The 15,483-nt window shown below is 70.0% G+C and carries 19 protein-coding genes; 5 read left to right on the top strand and 14 right to left on the bottom strand.

The window, feature by feature from the left end:
• Positions 1–2: 2 nt before the first annotated feature.
• From ACFY9S_RS15415 to ACFY9S_RS15405, 3 genes are all read right to left on the bottom strand, one after another.
• A complete protein-coding gene (locus ACFY9S_RS15415; RefSeq protein WP_391127865.1) occupies positions 3–626 on the bottom strand; it encodes a TetR family transcriptional regulator in 624 nt (207 codons plus the stop codon).
• Positions 627–651: 25 nt separating this feature from the next.
• Entirely contained in the window at positions 652–2,841 is a 2,190-nt protein-coding gene (locus tag ACFY9S_RS15410; protein ID WP_391127863.1) for a phosphotransferase, read from the bottom strand.
• 111 nt (positions 2,842–2,952) lie between these two features.
• Positions 2,953–4,017, bottom strand: a complete 1,065-nt coding sequence (locus tag ACFY9S_RS15405) for a phosphotransferase (RefSeq protein WP_391127860.1) — start codon at positions 4,015–4,017, stop codon at positions 2,953–2,955.
• Positions 4,018–4,301: 284 nt separating this feature from the next.
• On the opposite strand from ACFY9S_RS15405, the gene ACFY9S_RS15400 reads away from it, so the two are divergent.
• The gene (locus tag ACFY9S_RS15400) at positions 4,302–5,060 is read left to right on the top strand and encodes an HAD-IA family hydrolase (protein WP_391127857.1); all 759 of its coding nucleotides are present in this window, start codon (positions 4,302–4,304) and stop codon (positions 5,058–5,060) included.
• Here the strand turns inward: ACFY9S_RS15400 and ACFY9S_RS15395 are convergent.
• Positions 5,053–5,919, bottom strand: a complete 867-nt coding sequence (locus ACFY9S_RS15395) for a GntR family transcriptional regulator (protein WP_391127854.1) — start codon at positions 5,917–5,919, stop codon at positions 5,053–5,055. The genes ACFY9S_RS15400 and ACFY9S_RS15395 overlap by 8 nt on opposite strands.
• Positions 5,920–6,089: 170 nt before the next feature.
• Between ACFY9S_RS15395 and ACFY9S_RS15390 the strand changes: the two genes are divergently transcribed.
• On the top strand, positions 6,090–6,272 hold the full coding sequence (locus tag ACFY9S_RS15390; RefSeq protein ID WP_388253539.1) for a hypothetical protein: 183 nt from the start codon (positions 6,090–6,092) through the stop codon (positions 6,270–6,272).
• A 15-nt stretch (positions 6,273–6,287) separates the two neighbouring features.
• Here ACFY9S_RS15390 and ACFY9S_RS15385 read toward each other — a convergent pair whose 3' ends face one another.
• Positions 6,288–7,001: an HAD-IA family hydrolase gene (locus ACFY9S_RS15385; RefSeq protein WP_391127850.1), complete on the bottom strand. Its 714-nt coding sequence runs from the start codon at positions 6,999–7,001 to the stop codon at positions 6,288–6,290.
• A gap of 29 nt (positions 7,002–7,030) precedes the next feature.
• Positions 7,031–7,921: a GntR family transcriptional regulator gene (locus ACFY9S_RS15380; protein ID WP_391127847.1), complete on the bottom strand. Its 891-nt coding sequence runs from the start codon at positions 7,919–7,921 to the stop codon at positions 7,031–7,033.
• A 147-nt stretch (positions 7,922–8,068) separates the two neighbouring features.
• On the opposite strand from ACFY9S_RS15380, the gene ACFY9S_RS15375 reads away from it, so the two are divergent.
• Entirely contained in the window at positions 8,069–8,257 is a 189-nt protein-coding gene (locus ACFY9S_RS15375) for a hypothetical protein (RefSeq protein WP_102909320.1), read from the top strand.
• A 35-nt stretch (positions 8,258–8,292) separates the two neighbouring features.
• On the opposite strand, the gene ACFY9S_RS15370 is transcribed toward ACFY9S_RS15375, so the two are convergent.
• The 3 genes from ACFY9S_RS15370 to ACFY9S_RS15360 all read right to left on the bottom strand — a co-directional run bounded on the left by ACFY9S_RS15370 (position 8,293) and on the right by ACFY9S_RS15360 (position 11,430).
• Positions 8,293–9,210 carry a GntR family transcriptional regulator gene (locus tag ACFY9S_RS15370; protein ID WP_391127843.1) on the bottom strand — a complete coding sequence of 306 codons (918 nt, stop codon included), beginning with the start codon at positions 9,208–9,210 and terminating at the stop codon, positions 8,293–8,295.
• Between the two features lie 247 nt (positions 9,211–9,457).
• Positions 9,458–10,720, bottom strand: coding sequence for a GNAT family N-acetyltransferase (locus ACFY9S_RS15365; protein WP_391127840.1), 1,263 nt, complete (start codon positions 10,718–10,720; stop codon positions 9,458–9,460).
• Positions 10,721–10,797: 77 nt separating this feature from the next.
• Complete coding sequence (locus ACFY9S_RS15360) at positions 10,798–11,430, bottom strand: aerial mycelium formation protein (RefSeq protein ID WP_391127837.1); 633 nt, start codon at positions 11,428–11,430, stop codon at positions 10,798–10,800.
• 211 nt (positions 11,431–11,641) lie between these two features.
• On the opposite strand from ACFY9S_RS15360, the gene dtd reads away from it, so the two are divergent.
• The gene (dtd, locus tag ACFY9S_RS15355) at positions 11,642–12,067 is read left to right on the top strand and encodes a D-aminoacyl-tRNA deacylase (RefSeq protein WP_102909323.1); all 426 of its coding nucleotides are present in this window, start codon (positions 11,642–11,644) and stop codon (positions 12,065–12,067) included.
• 19 nt (positions 12,068–12,086) lie between these two features.
• Here the strand turns inward: dtd and ACFY9S_RS15350 are convergent, their stop codons facing one another.
• The 3 genes from ACFY9S_RS15350 to ACFY9S_RS15340 are packed head-to-tail and all read right to left on the bottom strand — an operon-like array spanning position 12,087 to position 14,127.
• The gene (locus ACFY9S_RS15350) at positions 12,087–13,052 is read right to left on the bottom strand and encodes a YgfZ/GcvT domain-containing protein (protein WP_391127834.1); all 966 of its coding nucleotides are present in this window, start codon (positions 13,050–13,052) and stop codon (positions 12,087–12,089) included.
• Between the two features lie 10 nt (positions 13,053–13,062).
• Complete coding sequence (locus ACFY9S_RS15345; protein WP_102909325.1) at positions 13,063–13,500, bottom strand: Fur family transcriptional regulator; 438 nt, start codon at positions 13,498–13,500, stop codon at positions 13,063–13,065.
• 51 nt (positions 13,501–13,551) lie between these two features.
• On the bottom strand, positions 13,552–14,127 hold the full coding sequence (locus ACFY9S_RS15340; RefSeq protein ID WP_391127830.1) for a heme-binding beta-barrel domain-containing protein: 576 nt from the start codon (positions 14,125–14,127) through the stop codon (positions 13,552–13,554).
• A gap of 216 nt (positions 14,128–14,343) precedes the next feature.
• On the opposite strand from ACFY9S_RS15340, the gene ACFY9S_RS15335 reads away from it, so the two are divergent.
• Entirely contained in the window at positions 14,344–14,706 is a 363-nt protein-coding gene (locus ACFY9S_RS15335; protein WP_391127827.1) for a DsrE family protein, read from the top strand.
• Positions 14,707–14,824: 118 nt separating this feature from the next.
• On the opposite strand, the gene ACFY9S_RS15330 is transcribed toward ACFY9S_RS15335, so the two are convergent.
• Together ACFY9S_RS15330 and ACFY9S_RS15325 are read right to left on the bottom strand one after the other, a co-directional pair.
• Entirely contained in the window at positions 14,825–15,085 is a 261-nt protein-coding gene (locus ACFY9S_RS15330; protein ID WP_037759339.1) for a DUF3099 domain-containing protein, read from the bottom strand.
• Positions 15,086–15,171: 86 nt separating this feature from the next.
• On the bottom strand, positions 15,172–15,459 hold the full coding sequence (locus ACFY9S_RS15325) for a DUF1416 domain-containing protein (protein WP_003991226.1): 288 nt from the start codon (positions 15,457–15,459) through the stop codon (positions 15,172–15,174).
• Positions 15,460–15,483: the final 24 nt, after the last annotated feature.

The raw sequence follows: 15,483 nt of genomic DNA, 5'->3' as shown, positions 1-15,483 counted from the left end.
AATTACCGAGTCTCACCGGAGAGGTGCGGTGGCAGCCCGGCCGCGAGCCGGCCGAACGCCCGCTCCGCCGCCGCCACCGCGTCCGGCCGCACGTCCGCCACCCGCTCCCCCGCCGCGATCCGCCGCCAGTTCTCCAGCGCGAGCACCCGCAGCACGGCCATGATCTGCCCGGCCGCGAGCCGCGCGTCCAGTTCACCCCCGAGCACCTCGGCGAGCGCGGCCTCCGACCGCTCCTGGTGCGCGTACGCGCGGGCGACCAGGGAGGGCGTCCCGTAGAGCAGGGAGTGGAAGGCGAGCACATCGGGATGGTCGCTGAGCCCGGTCACGGGGTCCTCCCGCTCCAGCCCCTCCAGGAAGTGCCGCCGCAACGCCTCCACGGCCGCCCCCTCGGCCGCCGCCGCCACCCGGGCGGCCTCCCCCTCGTGATCGGCGATCCGGTGCAGCACCAGATCCTCCTTGGCCGGGAAGTACCGGAACAGCGTCGGCTTCGAGATCTCGGCGGCCGCCGCCACCTCCGCGACGGACACCGCGTCGAACCCCTTCTCCATGAAGAGCCGCACGGCGATGTCCGACACGGTCTCGTACATCCGCTGCTTCTTGCGCTCACGCAGGCCGGGGTCGCTCATGAGGGGAGCCTACGCAGCGGGGGAGTCAGGCCAGGGCGCGGGCGAGGTAGGGGTTCGCCCTGGGGGGCGCCGGCAGCCCGAGAAGGGCCATCGCCGCCGCGAGAGTCATGGGGTACGCATCCGCGGCCCGCCGGGCTTCCGGAACGCTCGGGCTCGCACCGGTCACGAGGCGGTCGAGATCGAGATACGCAGACCGCACGATCTCCAGCCGGCGGTACACCAGCCAGTCCCTGCGCCAGTCACGGGTGTATGCGGCGGGCAGCCGGCGTTCCCAGCGGCGGAACAGGCGATCCCGGATCTCCGGCCGGGTAGGGGTCAGGTGCATGTGCCGTACGAGGTCGTAGAGGGAGTCGCCGACGATTGCCATCTCCCAGTCGATGAGGGTCAGCGCCAGTCGGTCGTCGCGGCGTACGAGGTTGTGGGGACTCAGATCCCCGTGCAGGAGGGCCGGCTCCCTGTGACTCACCTCGTGCCGTGAAAGGAGCAGGCGCAACCGGTCCGCGCCGGGCAGCCCGAGCTGCCGGGCCAGTTGCTGGGACTCCTTCGGCAGATCCTGTACCAGGAAGATCAGCTGGTCCCGCAGCCAGTGGTGGAACGCGCACTCGCCGGCGGTCGGGTCCAGCACCTGGTACCCGACGTGCGTCAGGGCACACAGCTGGTCCACCAGGCCGTCCGCCTCGTGCGGCAGCAGGCCGTGAACCGGATGGCCGGGGGGCCGGCCGGCGTCCCGGGGCCCGACGTACGTGTGCAGGGCGATGCTGTCGCTCTGATAGGTCTCGCCCAGGGCGAGCACGCGCGGTGCCGCCACCTCGACGGACGACTCCTCGATCGCGCGCAGCACGGCGTGCTCGCTGAGCAGGCGGCGCTGCCGCCGGTGCACCCCGGGCAGTTCGCGCCGTACCACCACGGGAAAGTCGATGTCCGGCACCGACACGACCGTGTTCAGGTGCGCCGTCCCCTTGAAGACCCTGCCTGCGGGCGCGGCCCCCTCCGCCAGCAGAGCCTCACGGACCGCGGACGCCGGGAAGTCGGGACGCTCCGGTATCCGCCGGTCGGGCCGCCACTGGATCACCTTCGCGGTCCAGACCGGGCCGGTGCCCTCCTCGTTCATCCGCGGGGCCAGCCACCGGAGAAGGGCCCGCCGCACCTCGCCCTCACCCGGCACGCTGGCGAGCCGCAGCGGTGCCGCCGCCGCTTCGAGGGCGAGCCGTACCCGGGCCGTCGCCTCGTCAAGTCTCGTGTGCGTGAGGGAGCTTTCGAGGGACCGGGCGGCGCGCATCACGTCCGGGAAGACGGACTGGGCCCGTTCGAACGCCAGGTAGTGCCGCAGATCCCCGGCCAGCCCGTCGACAGCGGCCGGACGGACCTCGTGCATCGCTTCGGCCCAGGCGTCGACCACTTCGGCCCACTGGTGACCGGGGTACCGCATGCGCACGAGGTGGGTGGCGAGGTCGTGCAGCGGGTCGCCGTAGGTCGCCAGCTCCCAGTCGACACAGATGAGGGGCGGGTCGCCCGCGTACGAAATGATCACGTTGTCGCGGTGCAGGTCGGCGTGGAGCAGGCTGTAGGGCCGTCGGGCCATGGCCGGTATCCGCCCGGCGAGTTCGTCGAGGGCGTCGTCCCTGACGCCCAGCGCCGCGAAGAGCCCTCCGAACGCGGCCCAGTTCGGACGCCTGATCTGCCGGTCGGCCAAGTGGACCAGCGTCCGGAGAAAACCCTGGCTGTCCCCGTCGTCGCGAGGCCAGCCCGGTGGAAGGACGGGCAGTGCGGCACGCCCCACGCGGGCCATCTGGACGAGCAGGCCCGCCAACGCCTCGACGAGGAGGCCGTCGACAGGCTTGCCGTTGCCGCAGACGCTGGAGAGCGGTACGCCTTCCACGAAGCTGTGGATGGCGAAATCCGCGCCCTTCATCAGGCATTCGGGGACGTGCGGCAGGGCCCCCGCGACGGCTCGGAGAATCTCCGTCTCGTCCTGCCAGGTCCGGATCACGACAGGCAGGGCATCACGACGACGGATGCGTACGGTCACGGAAGTGCCCGCCTCCCGGCCGAGCAGCCGGGCCATGCCCTCGGTCAGCGGCAGAACGTAGTTGCTGTTGTGATGACCCCTGGTCTCCCGGCCCCGCTCCACGGCCGTCTCCATGAAGTCCTCGACGACGGATGCCGGCCTCTCGGGTTTCCCAGGGAAGCGTGACGGGTGAGGAGGTGCGCCCACGGGCTGCTCCTGATCGCTCGGGCCTCTCGGCGGAGCCGGATACCACCATAAGGGGCGCACCACTCACCCGGCCCAAACCCCGGGAGCGGAAGCGGTCGCGGCAGCCCGGTGTCAGTACACGTCCGACGCGGTGGGCATGGGCCGTTCCTCGCGCGACGCTTCGCGTTCCCCGTGCCAGCGCACGAGTGCGGCCATGATGTGGGACCGGCTCGGCACCTGTTCCAGGCCGAGCGGCTGTGCGGCGGCGGCCAGGATTCTCTGCAGCCGGCCCGCGGCGACGGGCAGGGCCAGCCAGTTGAAGCCCCACTCCTCGCGCAGGGACAGCGACACCCGGATGACGTCGGTGAAGACCGACTGCGCCTTCTTGAAGTCGAGGATCATCGGCAGGTCCCGCTCCCGGCCGGACGAGCCGCCCGGCCGGATCCCCTCGACGACGTGGCACCACTCGCGCACCATGCGGCGTTCCTGATCGGCCGGATAGCGCATCAGGTACAGATGGGTTGCCAGGTCGTAGAGCGGGTCCCCCAGCATCGCCAGCTCCCAGTCGATGGCCCAGAGCCGCTGCCGGGGGTCGAGGACGAAGTTCTCCCGGTGCAGGTCGGCGTGCAGGAGGCAGAAGGGACGCTCCTGCAGCCCCAGTACGCGCTTCCTGAGCAGGGTGAACGATTCCTCCGAGACGCCGAGGGCATGGAAGAGCCGGGCGAACCCGCTGTGATTCCTCTCGTAGACCTGCTCCTCGACGAAGACGATCAGGCGTTCCAGGAATCCGTCGCTGTCGCCGTCCTCGGCACGGTCCCGGTCCTCGCAGCGCCGCTGCACACTGAGCATGTCCGGCGTGACCCGCACCATCTCGCCGAAGAGGTCCACGATCTGACGGAACGTGGCGTCGGGAACGCGCCGTCCAGGCCGGCGCTGCTCTCCGAGCGTCCGCCCTTCGATGAAGCCCTGCAGCGCCATGCCCCCCACGTCGATGATGTCCGGGACACGGCTCATGTGCGCCTGAAGAGCCTTGAGGAGCTCCTCCTCCGACCTGAAGCACCGTCGGTCGAACCACAGGATCTCGGCCCGCGGCTCACGGACCTTGACGGTTCGTGCCCGGCCCGGCAACGCGAAGACGTATGTCTCGTGGTGATACCCCTTGAGCGGCCCCATGACCAGGCTCGGGTCGCCGCTCATCTCCTCTGCTCGCTCTCGAGCACCGAAGACCGAGGGGGATGTCATTCGATGGTTCAGCCTGTTCCGGTGGTACCGATGGTGTAAGGGGGAACGCACGTTACTCCACCGAACTCGGTTGCCGGAGGAAAACCCGGCCAACCGGAGAGCGGGTTCCCTCCCCGGGGCAGTCGACGCGCACCCGGACGGCGGCTGAAGGCCATCACGCTGTCGGACCTGCGCCGTTGGTACGACCGGCGCCGATGGTGAAGACTGACGCGCGCGACTACGAGAGGCCGGGGAGGCCCATGACCGACGCGACCGCCGACGAGGATGCCCTGGTGCGCCTGCTCGGCCCCACCCGAGCGGTTCTGTTCGACTTCGACGGTCCGGTCTGCGACCTCTTCGGCGGTACGTCGACGCGGGATGTCGCGGAGGAGGTCAAGCGGGTGGCCCGGCGGTACTGGGGCACCCTCGACCCGGACGTCAGCGCCTGCGCCGACTCCCACGGCATCCTGCTGAGGCTCAGGGACATGTACGACCGGCCCTCACCCCGGCCTCGTTGCAGGCGTCCCCTGGAGCTGGCGGAGGGCATCGTCGCCCAGCAGGAGGCCAGAGCAGTCGGACGTGCCACGCCGACGCCGTATGTCGCGGATCTCGTGGATGCGCTGCTCGACCTCGGCATGCGCCTGGTCATGGTGAGCAACAACGCGGAGGATCCGATCCGGACGTACCTGGAAACTCACGGGCTCGACACGAAGTTCGAGCGGATCTTCGGCCGGGACCAGGACGACGCGCGGCATATGAAGCCGGACCCGCATTGCATCAAGCGGGCCAGGGAGCACCTGGAGCTTCCGGCCGCGTCCTGCCTGATGGTCGGGGACCAGCTCACCGACCTCAAGGCGGCCCGCTCGGCCGGAACGTGCTTTCTCGGCTACACCCGGGACGAGGGCCGGGCCGAGGGAATGCGGCAGGACGGTGCCGACTTCGTGGTGTCCTCACATCTCACCGTCCTCGCGGGTGCGGGGAAGCTCCTCGGCTCAGGGGCGTCCTGCCGCGTCATGTGAGGTGCGTCCAGACGGAGTCGAACCAGGTCTGGTGCGTCTCCACGAACACCGTGCCCGGCGAGTAGGGGTCCTCGTCCTTGACGTGGTGGGTGAGCTGGGCCCCCAGGCCGAACACGTCGATGGCCTCGATCTCCCGCCCGTCCTCAAAAACGATCTTCCGCTGGAACGGCTGGTAGGGACCGTGCAGCGCCGCCACCTCGTTGACCAGATACAGCTTGAAGGTCGGCACCAGCCGTGCCTGACGGATCTCGAAATCCACCGACGGCACCAGCCCCATCGATTTCAGATCACTCAGCACGCTGCGCAGCGACGCGGTGTGCCGTCGCGTGATGCCCAGCAACCGTTCCTTCAGGATGGTGTCGCTGGCACCGTCCTTGGTACGCCAGTAGGGGAAGTCGAGGGACTCGTCGGGCAGCAGCATGCGCAGGGTGATGCTCTGCGGGGCGATCAGCTCGGCCCCGATCCGTTCCGTCTGCAGGCGGATGTGCGCGTCCAGCGACTCCGAGGTCAGCGTGAAGACGTCCAGGGTCACGTGGGGCTGCTCGAACGCCTCACTGATGAGCGGGCCGAGCGTGACCATGCGGTCGGGCCGTTTGCTGCTCGTCGGCGAGTGGATCTGCTGGGTCCTGATCACCCGTGATCCGCTTCCCTGGCGGGACTCGATCCAGCCCTCGCTCTTCAGTTCCCTGAGCACCCTCTGGACGGTGTCGCGGGAGACGGAGAACTCCTCGGCCAGTTCACGCTGCGGGGGCAGCAGCGCGTGCAGCGGGTAACGTCCGTCGGCCATACGCGCCCGCAACTCGCCCGCGACGCGCTCGAATGACCTGCCGCCGCCCTCGCCGGTGTGCCCCTCACTCACACCGCGACCGTACCTCGTCATACGTAGGGCCAAACCAGTTTCAGTCAACTCAGCAGCCAAATCAGCTGCTGGTTAAGGGATCAACAGCCCAGGGCAGAACCAGATTACGACAACCAGTCCAATTGGACTGCAAGTTGATCGCTTAACGGAAAATGGTAGCTGGGGGCACCATGAAACTCGTTCGACCGTGGCCCGTGCTTCTGGGCACGACCATCGAGCGCGTCTTCGAGATGCGCTACGGCACGTCCGGCATGCTGTTCCTGTTCCTCCTGGGAGTCGGCGTCAGGACGCGCAACCCGACATGCCTGACGATCGCCGCCGTCCTCCTCGGTCTGCTGCTGGCCGAGCGCTAGCGGTCGCGCTCCTCGTCACTCGCGCAGCAGCTTCAGCAGCGTCTCCATGGATCCCACGACCCACTCCGCGCCGGCCTCCAGCAGGAACTTCGCCTTCCTGTCGTTGCGCGCGTAGCCCAGGAACGGCACCCCGGCCCGCTCCGCCGCCTGAAGGTCGGAGGGTGCGTCGCCGATCATCAGCGCATCCGCCGGCGCGGCCCCCATCTCGCTCAACGCGCGGTTCAGACAGTGCGGGTCCGGCTTCAGGTGGTGCAGCTCCTGGGTCCGTCCGTAGAGATGGGGCGCGAAGCAGTCGACGAGGCCGCGGCTCGCGAGGTACTCGCGGGCCACGCGCGGGGAGTTGTTCGTCGTGATCGCCAGGCGGGTGCCCACCGCCGTCCAGGTGCGGATCAGCGGGTCCGCGTACGCGGTCGGCCACGCCGAGGACGCGGCCCTCAGCTCCTCCTGGGTGAGACGTTCCTCCAGCGCGGCGACGAGGTCGCTGCCGGGGTGCCTGCGGTCCACGGCGCGCAGCACCACCTGCGGGTCCAGGGACTCGCGCTCGGTGTCGTTGAGCAGGCCGTGCAGGCCACGGCCCTCCAGCCAGGACACCAGGTCGCCCGCCACCCGCTCCGCGGAGTGTCCGGCGAACAGGCGGCAGATGGGGCCGTCGAAGTCCCAGAGCACGACACGGGCACGTCTGATCAGATGAGGGAGTCGATTCGGATCATTCTCGGTCTCGTCGGGCACCGCACCAGTCTGCGTCGCATCTGAAGTCACTAGGAGAGTGTCAGGTCGGTCGTGATGGTTTCCCAGAGGGCGTTGAACCACTTCTGCGATTCCTCCACGAACGCACCGTCTCGCAGGCCCGCTCGCCTGGCGAAGGCGAAGAGGAGGGAGCGGGAGCCGAGGACGTCGTACATGTCGAGGGTCTGGCTGCCCCACTCCTCCTCGCGCCTGGTCAGCATGTAATAGCCGAGCAGGGCCTCCTGCTCGTTGAGGAGGTACAGCTTCACAGGCGGGGTGAACGGCAGCGCGCGGAAGCGGACGCGTACGTCGATGCCGTGGGTGGAGCGCAGGGCCAGCAGGTTGTGCTGGAGGACCTGGCCCTGGGCGTTGCGCATGGCGAGCCACCGGGTGTGGACCGGGTTGTCCTTCCCGTGGGCCTCGACCGGGACGGGGAAGGCCAGTTCGATGTCCCGGGAGGGGACCAGGATGCGGACGTCGATGGCCTCGGGGTGGATGCGGCCCTCGTGGATCAGGCGCAGCGGCTCGGCGATGGCGACCATCAGCGTCTCCGCGGTGTGGCAGACGACGTCGACGCGGACGCGCGGGGCCGAGAACGCCTCCGTCAGGCGCGGTGCCAGGCCCACCATCGTCGGCTGGGGCTCAGCCCGGGCCGGGGCCGGGGCGGCGATCCGTGGCGGGCTGCCCTTGCTGACGTTGGTGAGGAAGCCGTCCTCCTGGAGGACGCGCAGGGCCTGGCGGACGGCGCCGCGCTCGACGCCGAACTCCTCGGCGAGTTCGGCCTGGGTGGGCAGACGGTCCCCGGGCTTCAGCTCACCGGCACGGATGCGTTCCCGCAGGATGTCGGCGATCTCCTGGGGCGATGACCTTCTGCTGCCGTTCACTGCCACGCTCTCCGCCACGCTCTCCTGGGTCACGACCAAACGCTACAACTCTGATCCATCTGGCGGGAGTTGTTTGAAAGTTGTTTATAACTAGGGGCCAAGTGGGGACAACTTAATCAGAGTTGGTTGCCAACTTCTCGGAGTTGGCGGAAGTTTTGCTTCCGGACTTCCGAAGGGGGAACACCGATGCCCGCCCTCGCTCTCCTCTCCGCCGCCTTCGTCGTCGCCTTCGAACAGCTCGTCCAGTGGAGGTACGGTCCGGCCGGCATCGTCGGCCTGATCCTTCTCACCGTAGGCGTCAAGGCCAAGAGCCCGGCCGTCAGCTCCGCGGGAGCGGTCGTGCTCGCGCTGCTGATGACGGGGCCCGCCCGATGACGCACCGCGCCACCCCGAACGGCCCGTGGGAGACGTCAGCTCGTGAGCACCAGCTCCGAACTGATCGTCTCCCACAGCGCGTTGAACCACAGGTGCGACTGCTCCACGAACGTCGTGTCGCGCAGCCCGGCACCCTGCCGGAAGGCGAACAGCATGGACTGGGTGCCCTGGGCGTCGTACAGCGCCGGCTGCTCGTGATCGGCCTCGGCCTCCCGGCGCGTCAGCGTGTAGTACGCGAACAGCGCCTCCGTGCCGTTGAGCAGGTACAGCTTCACCGGCGGGGTGAAGGGCAGCGCCCGGAACGTGACGTGCACATCGATGCCGTGCGTGGCGCGCAGGGCCAGCAGATTGTGCTGGAGGACCTGCCCCTGGGCGTTGCGCATCGCCAGCCACCGCTCGTGCACCCAGTCGTCTCCGCTCCCCTCGACCGGCACCGGGAAGGCCAGGTCGATGTCCCGGCTCGGCAGCAGCACCCGCATGTCGACCTTGGCCGGTTTCAGCCGTCCGGCGTGGATCTGCCGCAGTGGCTCCCCGATGGCGAGCGTGAGGGATATGGACGTCAGGCACACGGCGTCGATCTCGACGTGGTCCGCCGCGAACGCCGTCGCGATCCGGGGCGCGAGAGCCACCGTGGTGGGCAGCGGCGGGGACTGCGGGCCGGTCAGCGCACCGGCGGGGTCGGGGGCGACGGTCGCCGGGCTGCCCTTGGACACGTTGGTGAGCAGCCGCTCGGACTGCAGGACGCGCAGCGCCTGCCGCACCGCACCGCGCTCGACACCGAACTCCTGGGCCAGCCGGGCCTGGGTGGGCAGGCGCTCGCCCGGCCGCAGTGACCCGGACCTGATCCGGGCGCGCAGCTCGTCGGCCACCTCGTGGTGTGTTCTCTGTGGCCGCTGCGACCTGTTCCGTCCAGTGACGGAGTCGTGTTCCGGGTCCACAACTGAACAGTACAACTTCCCGCCATCTTGCGGCAGTTCACGGAAAGGTGGTTATGAGCCGCTTCCAAGCGGAGATAAGAACAGTGAAGTTGGTAACCAACTTGGGAAACATGGTCAGACCTTCTGGGGGTTGGCCACCCGCTCAGGGACTCCCTTCCGGAGGGGAGCCGGGAGTCCCGCCCGGCCGGTACGGCCGCACGGCAACCACAACTGAACAGCTCGCTACGGATGCGGGCCCAGCACACCGGCAGGAGGGAGCGGCTCAGAACATGTCCGGGCACCAAGGCCGCCTGGGCGTACGCAGCAGGGCGTCTGCCTTCCGGGCGGCGCCCGCTCGTTCTTCGCGCACCCGCCCCAGCGCCGCCAGCCGCACCGCCGACTCGCCCCCGAGCCACAGGGCCCCCAACTCGCCCAGTCCCAGTTCGAGTTCCGCGCTCTCGGTGGTCGGCGTGCAGGACGCCCCCTCGGGTGATGCCTCCAGCCGGTAGCGCCCGCCGGTCAGCCCGTCCACCCCGGCGATCTCCAGCACCAGCGTCCCCTGCCCCTCGTACGTCCGCGCCTCCAGCGCCCGTACGACGTCCAGGATCCGGACCCACAGCCAGTCCGCCAGCGAGGTGATCCCGGCCGCTCGCGGATCGGGCAGGAAGTGCGGGAGCAGGTCGTCGGGCGCCCGCCAGCCGCTCTTCACCTTCACGACCCAGTCGACGGAGCACAGGTACTCCCACAGCGCGCGTTCCGCGGCCGGTGTCACGCCGAGCAGCCACCGCACGGTCGCCGTGTTCAGCGGCTGCTTGGCGTCGCCCCAGTTGTCGTCCACGTCGTACGCGGCCATGCCCTCGACCTCGCCGGACGCCGAGCGGTACACGGCGAAGAAGGGCGTCTTCCACGACGGGTCGAACAGCAGGGCGCCGGTGTTCACCTTCCACCAGGTCTCGTCGCGGTCGATGGCGCCGGGCAGGCCCCGGCGCAGCCGCTCGTGCAGCTCGGGGCCGAGCTTGCGGACGTCCTCGCCCTCCACCAGGTCGACCCGCCCGCCGTCCGCGGGACCCGCCCAGCGGGCGTCGAGGCCGGTGCGCGGCACGTCGATCGTCCACTCCGCCATCGTGGTCGCCGGCCCGAAGCCGTAGCGGCCGTAGATCGGGTACTCGGCGGCGATCAGCGTCGCGACGACGTCCCCGCGCTCCTTCGCGGCCGCCAGGTCCCGCGCCATCATCCGGCTGAGCAGCCCGCGGCGGCGGTGGGTGGCAGTGACGGTGACGCCCGAGATCGCGTCCGCCGGGACCCTCGCGCCACCCACGGCCGTGAGCTCCTGGTCGAACGACCGGAAGGTCGCCACACACCTGCCGTGGTCGAAGGCTCCGAGGTAGCGGCCCTCGACGAACTTCCCGCGCCGGCCCTCGATCTCCTCCTCGGTGAGGGCGGGCGCCCGCAGGAAGCCGGTGTTCACGGCACGCAGCCAGTCGGTGAACTCGGACGCGGTGATCGGGCGTACGTCGATGTCGTCGGCACGGGACACGGAGGTCATGAACTCACGCTAGGCGGAGGGCCGGTCGGTGTCGCGTGAATATCCGACCGCCCCCCTCCCCCCGGGCCCCGGACGGCTCACACCAGCAGGTCCTCGATCTGCGCCTCCCCCTCGCGGTACCGGCGGGCGATCTCCGCGCTGCACTCGTCGGCGGTGCGCTGGAGCCGCCGGCGCCGCCGGGAGACCTGCTGCTCGTGGCGTTCGAGCCGTCCCATCGCCGTGGTCAGCTCCTGGTCCGTGCGCGCGTCCAGGTCGGACAGCTCGACCTCGGCGAGCATCTCCGCGGCCAGCCGCCGGTACTCCTCGCCCTGGGGGGTGCCCAGGGTCAGATGGCGGGCTGAGGAGCGGTGCAGGGCCGGGCCGTCCCGCAGGATCTCCGCCAGCCGCTCCACCACCGAACCCGCGTCGGACACGGCCACGGAGGCCAAGCCCGCCGGGCCGCGCCGGGCGACCTCGGCGCGCAGGATGTCGATCCGCCCCTGGAGCAGCCGCCGCAGATAGCTGAGGTCGGCCTCGTCGCGCTGGGCCTCACGGCGCAGCCTGCGCAGGTCGGGCAGGCTCAGCGCGGGCAACTCGGGCGCGCAGGCGTCCGAAGGCAGCCGCGGGCTGTCCGTGCGCTGTGTGGGCGGCCGGTGGTACTCCGACGCGCCGATCCCCGTGTACGTCGACCGGACAGCCGCCTGCTGCTGTCCGGTGCTTGGTGTGCTCATGTGCCTCAACCGTCCCCTCGACCGGTGTGTGCATGCATCGTGCCACCCCAAGTGGCCGCTATGGGAACGAGTGCCCCCGATAGACCCCAGATGGGCGGTATAGCAGCAAAATACGGCCGTGCAGGGGCTGTTGGCGCCCGCGCAAACCACCCTTTCGGGCCATGCGCCGACCGCCCGCGGCGTCGATGTCACCGCCCTGCATGATGGACGTATGCGAGCAGTGGTGCAGAGGGTGGACGGCGCGAGCGTCGTCGTGGACGGCGAGACCGTGGGGGCGATCGAGGGCGAGGGACTGTGCGTCCTCGTCGGCGTCACCCACGAGGACACCAAGGAGAAGGCGGCCCAGCTGGCCCGCAAGCTCTGGTCGATCCGCATGCTGCACGACGAGAAGTCGTGCAGCGACATCGACGCCCCGCTGCTGGTGATCAGCCAGTTCACCCTCTACGGCGACGCGCGCAAGGGCCGCCGCCCCACCTGGAACGCCGCCGCCCCCGGCGACGTGGCCGAACCTCTCGTCGACGAGGTCGTCGCCCGGCTGCGCTCGCTGGGCGCGACGGTGGCCACGGGCCGTTTCGGGGCGGCGATGAGGGTATCGCTGACGAACGACGGCCCGTTCACCGTGCAGATCGAAATCTGACCCGAAAGATCTACAAGTCCTACGGCTCGACGACGACTTCCTGCGCTGCGGCGGTGTCTCCGGCCATCAGCGGTGCGTCCACGGCCACGTTCCGCTTCACCAGGGCGAGGGCGACCGGCCCGAGCTCGTGATGGCGCGCGGAGGTCGTGATGAAGCCGACCTTCCGGCCGTCGGGACTGTCGTCCGCGAGCCGGAGCTCCGTCCCGGCCACGGGCAGGTGGACCTCGCTGCCGTCGAGGTGGAGGAAGACCAGCCGGCGCGGCGGCTTGCCCAGGTTCTGCACCCGGGCGACCGTCTCCTGCCCCCGGTAGCAGCCCTTCTGCAGGTGCACCGCCGAGCCGATCCAGCCCAGCTCGTGCGGGATGGTGCGGTGGTCGGTCTCGAAGCCGAGCCGGGGCCGGTACTGCTCCACGCGCAGCGCCTCGTGGGCGAGGATCCCGGCGGGCGGCCCGGCCTGCGCCGCGTAGGTCTCCAGGTCGGCGCGCGGCAGGAACAGGTCCCGCCCGTGCGGCGTCTCCCGTACGGCCACGCCCTCGGGGACGTCGGCGATGGACCCGGCCGGGAGGTACACGACCGCGGTGTCCGCCGTGCGGTCGGCGACCTCGACCCTGTAGAAGAACTTCATCGACTCCAGGTACGCGATCAGCGCCTCCTGGGTGCCCGGCTCCACATGGGCCCAGACCGTCGCGCCGTCGTCGACGAGGTACAGCGCGTGCTCGATGTGGCCGTTCGCGGACAGGATCAGCGCCTCGGTGGCCCGGCCCGCCGGCAGGTCGCTGACGTGCTGGGTGAGCAGCAGGTGCAGCCAGGCCAGCCGGTCCTCGCCGGTGACGGCGACGACCCCCCGGTGCGAGAGGTCCACGAATCCGGTGCCGTCGGCGAGGGCACGCTGCTCACGGAACAGATCGCCGTAGTGGGCGGCGACGCCTTCGTCCACGCCCTCGGCGGGGACGGCGCCGGGCAGGGTCAGCAGGGGGCTCTTCATATGCGTAAGCCTACGACTCGGTAGTTGAAGCCTTGAGTGTGCAGTCCTCGCACCGGCCGAAGATCGCGAAGTGCTTCAGGTCGGTGTCGAAGCCGAAGGTCTTCCGCAGCTTGGCCGTGAACTCGGCGGCCACGGAGACGTCCGCCTCGATCACGTTCTGGCAGTCGCGGCAGACCAGGTGGATGTGGTGGTGCCGGTCCGCGAGGTGGTATGTCGGCGCCCCGTGCCCCAGATGCGCGTGGCTGACAAGACCGAGCTCCTCCAGGAGCTCAAGCGTCCGGTACACCGTGGAAATGTTGACCCCCGACGCCGTCTTCCTCACTTCCACGAGGATGTCGTCGGGGGTCGCGTGCTCCAGGGTGTCCACGGCTTCGAGCACGAGTTGCCGCTGCGGGGTCAGCCGGTAGCCGCGCTGCCGCAGATCGCTCTTCCAGTCGGTGTCCACCACACCGGCCAGTCTAGGCCGACTCGCATCCGGCCGGTCGAGGAAGGCATGCGGTCACTTGAAGAAGGCGATGCCGTCGTCCGGCATGTCGTCGGGCAGGGCCTTGGCCCAGCGCTCGACCTCCTCCGGGGTGACGACCTTCTTCAGGTGGGCGGACATGTAGGGGCGCAGCTCGACCTCGGGGGTCTGCTTCTCGCCGACCCACATCAGGTCGCTCTTGACGTAGCCGTACAGCCGCTTGCCGCCGGTGTAGGGCTGGGAGGCGGCCGTGCGGGCCACCGCGTCCGTCACGAGGTCGATCTGCGGCTTCTTGTCGGCCAGCTCGCCGTACCAGATCTCGATGACGCCGTCGTCGCGGGTCATCGTCACCTCGACCTTGCGGCCGGAGTCGATCCGCCAGTAGCCCTGCTCGGACTCCAGGGGACGGACCTTGTTGCCGTCCTGGTCCAGCACCCAGCTGTGGGACCGGTACTCCAGGAAGTCCCGGCCGTCGTGGGTGAAGGAGACCTCCTGCCCGAAGTTGCACTTCTCGGAGCCGGGGAAGTCGTGCACGCCGGCGCCCGCCCAGTCGCCGAGCAGGAAGGCGAGCGGGACGAGGTCCTTGTGAAGGTCGGACGGGATCTCGATCATGGGAACTTCCTAGACGTGGGTCAGCGCTGGCCCTGGTACAGCTTCTTCACGGTCAGTCCGGCGAAGGCGAGGACGCCGACGGCGACCAGGACCAACAGGATTTCGAAGAAGATCTCCACGGGGTGCTCCTTGAGCGGGCTGCGGATGTGTGCACGGGGCCGGGCCCAGCTTACGCGGGCCCGTTCGGCCCTACGATCGCGGACTACGATTCCGGCTATGGCGAAGAAGCTGGTGATCAAGGTGACGGCGGGGGCCGATGCCCCCGAGCGGTGTTCTCAGGCGTTCACGGTGGCGGCGGTGGCCGTGGCGAGCGGCGTCGACGTCTCCCTGTGGCTGACCGGCGAGTCCGCCTGGTTCGCCCTGCCGGGCCGTGCCGCCGAGTTCGAGCTGCCGCACGCGGCTCCCCTGCCCGACCTGCTCGAATCCCTCCTCACGGCCGGCCGCGTCACCCTGTGCACGCAGTGCGCCGCCCGCCGCGAGATCACGGAGCAGGACGTCATCAAGGGTGTCCGCATCGCGGGCGCGCAGGTCTTCGTCCAGGAGGCGATGGCGGACGAGACGCAGGCGCTCGTCTACTGAGGCGTTCGCGTGCGGAGGCGGGACGGGTGGCCCGCCTCCGTCCATGGGCACCCGGACGTCGTCGTGAGGCCGGCGCGCGGCCTCGGCGACGGCCCCCCGGCGGGCGGGACGACGCCGCTCACCGCGGCCGCTTCTTGCCGTCCAGTTCGTCCCACCACTCGTCGGACTGGGGATCCCCGGACGGGTCGTCCCACCACCGGTCCTCCGGGCCGCGCCGGTTGGCGACCATGGCCGCGACAGGCGGGATGACCATGGCGACCACGCACATCCCGACGGCCACGGGAACGGACCAGAGGCGCACGACACCCCAGGCCAGGACGAAGAGGCCGATGCAGAGGCCCATCATCGCGAAGTACGTGTGACGCCGCCGTGCGTACATGTGTCCAGCGTAGGACGGACAGGCCGAAGGGCCGCACCCCAGGCGTCCAACCCGGGGGGTGCGGCCCTTCGAGGAGCTGATCGCCGTCAGACGGCGATCGCGACCTCCGCCAGGCCGCCCTGCTGGGCGACGACCGTGCGGTCGGCGGTGGCGCCGGGCACGAGGGCACGGACGGTCCAGGTGCCCTCGGCCGCGTAGAAGCGGAACTGTCCGGTCGCCGAGGTCGGCACCTCGGCCGTGAACTCGCCGGTCGAGTCCAGCAGACGGACGTAGCCCACCACGGGCTCGCCGTCCTTGGTCACCTGACCCTGGATGGTGGTCTCACCGGGCTTGATCGTCGAGGCGTCGGGGCCGCCGGCCTTCGCACCGCACATGTCGTACTCCTGAAGTCTGGAAAG

This window comes from Streptomyces sp. NPDC012474 (assembly GCF_042955185.1).
Taxonomy (GTDB): Bacteria; Actinomycetota; Actinomycetes; order Streptomycetales; family Streptomycetaceae; genus Streptomyces; species Streptomyces cahuitamycinicus.
Note: the sequence above shows the minus strand (reverse complement) of the source record. Positions and strands in the feature narration are given on the sequence as shown.

Bases quoted from the DNA above. Each gene is read 5' to 3' on its own strand.
- ACFY9S_RS15415 (WP_391127865.1), bottom strand. From the start codon at position 626: ATGAGCGACCCCGGCCTGCGTGAGCGCAAGAAGCAGCGGATGTACGAG.
- ACFY9S_RS15405 (WP_391127860.1), bottom strand. From the start codon at position 4,017: ATGAGCGGCGACCCGAGCCTGGTCATGGGGCCGCTCAAGGGGTATCAC.
- ACFY9S_RS15400 (WP_391127857.1), top strand. From the start codon at position 4,302: ATGACCGACGCGACCGCCGACGAGGATGCCCTGGTGCGCCTGCTCGGC.
- ACFY9S_RS15390 (WP_388253539.1), top strand. From the start codon at position 6,090: ATGAAACTCGTTCGACCGTGGCCCGTGCTTCTGGGCACGACCATCGAG.
- ACFY9S_RS15375 (WP_102909320.1), top strand. From the start codon at position 8,069: ATGCCCGCCCTCGCTCTCCTCTCCGCCGCCTTCGTCGTCGCCTTCGAA.
- ACFY9S_RS15365 (WP_391127840.1), bottom strand. From the start codon at position 10,720: ATGACCTCCGTGTCCCGTGCCGACGACATCGACGTACGCCCGATCACC.
- ACFY9S_RS15360 (WP_391127837.1), bottom strand. From the start codon at position 11,430: ATGAGCACACCAAGCACCGGACAGCAGCAGGCGGCTGTCCGGTCGACG.
- dtd (WP_102909323.1), top strand. From the start codon at position 11,642: ATGCGAGCAGTGGTGCAGAGGGTGGACGGCGCGAGCGTCGTCGTGGAC.
- ACFY9S_RS15350 (WP_391127834.1), bottom strand. From the start codon at position 13,052: ATGAAGAGCCCCCTGCTGACCCTGCCCGGCGCCGTCCCCGCCGAGGGC.
- ACFY9S_RS15340 (WP_391127830.1), bottom strand. From the start codon at position 14,127: ATGATCGAGATCCCGTCCGACCTTCACAAGGACCTCGTCCCGCTCGCC.
- ACFY9S_RS15335 (WP_391127827.1), top strand. From the start codon at position 14,344: ATGGCGAAGAAGCTGGTGATCAAGGTGACGGCGGGGGCCGATGCCCCC.
- ACFY9S_RS15330 (WP_037759339.1), bottom strand. From the start codon at position 15,085: ATGTACGCACGGCGGCGTCACACGTACTTCGCGATGATGGGCCTCTGC.
- ACFY9S_RS15325 (WP_003991226.1), bottom strand. From the start codon at position 15,459: ATGTGCGGTGCGAAGGCCGGCGGCCCCGACGCCTCGACGATCAAGCCC.